Annotated in this window: 2 protein-coding genes; one reads left to right on the forward strand and one right to left on the reverse strand. The window is 74.4% G+C overall.

The annotated features are described in order from the left end of the window. A partial coding sequence (locus BACI9J_RS24090; protein ID WP_236558913.1) for a carboxyltransferase domain-containing protein occupies positions 1-472 on the reverse strand: 472 nt, incomplete at its 3' end. A 98-nt stretch (positions 473-570) separates the two neighbouring features. Here BACI9J_RS24090 and BACI9J_RS24095 point away from each other — a divergent pair. Next, a partial coding sequence (locus BACI9J_RS24095; protein WP_442858675.1) for a biotin-dependent carboxyltransferase family protein occupies positions 571-1,006 on the forward strand: 436 nt, incomplete at its 3' end.

Here is a 1,006-nt window from a genome sequence, read left to right on the forward strand (position 1 = left end):
GGATGAACTCGATGTTCCACGGGGTCCACGGGGCGTCGTTCCGGACGCCGTTCATGTACCGCTCGATCGCCAGGCGGGTGGCCGGGTCGTCCCACGACAGCGGCAGCTTGACGGTGCGCGACGGCACGACGAGCTGGTCGGTCGGCGGGATCTCGTCCTCGAGCTCGCGGAGCAGCCCCGCCACGTCGCGCGCCTTGAGCACGGACGCGTCGGTGTGCACCTGCAGCGACCGGATGCCGGGCGTGATGTCGAGGATCCCCTTCGGCGTGTGCTCCTGCAGCTTCGTCATGAGCGCGTGCACGCGCATCCGCAGCGCGATGTCGAGGGTCATGTCGCCGTACTCGACGAGCACGTTGTCGTCGCCGTCGCGTCGGTACGCGACGCTCGGCCGCACGTCGGTCGCGTCCAGGCGGGCGATCACGCCGTCGTCGCCGTCGCCTCCGGTGCTGCCGTCGCTCCCGGTGCGCGGCACCGTCCTGGAGGCCCGGTGTGCGTCGAGCGCGGCGGCGTCGGCCTCGCGGACGGGGACGAACCGGACCGTGTCACCGGGTCGGGTACTGGCAGGTGGGTGTGCCGCCGAGCGGCCCGTTCGACGCGGCGTCCTTCGCCGAGGCGAACCGCGCGGTGGGCAACCCCGACGGCGCCCCCGCGCTCGAGGTCACCGCCACCGGCCCGACGCTCCGGTTCTCGGCCGCCTCGGTGGTCGCGCTCACGGGTGCACCGGCCCCGGTCACCCTCGACGGCGAACCCGTGGCGCTGTGGGAGCCGGTCGAGGTCGGCGCCGGCCAGACCCTGGCGATCGGCACGGCCCCCGGTCCGGGCCTCCGCACCTACCTGGCGGTCCGCGGCGGCTTCGACGTGCCGACATACCTCGGGTCGACCGCGACCTTCACGCTCGGTGGCTTCGGTGGCCACGCAGGTCGGGCACTGCTCGCCGGCGACGTCCTGCGCCCGGGCTCCCCGGACTCGGACGCCCCGCACCCGGCGTTCCCGTCCGGTACCCGTC

Origin of the sequence: Arthrobacter sp. 9V (assembly GCF_902506065.1) — a bacterium.
In the GTDB taxonomy this organism is placed as follows: Bacteria; Actinomycetota; Actinomycetes; order Actinomycetales; family Micrococcaceae; genus Arthrobacter.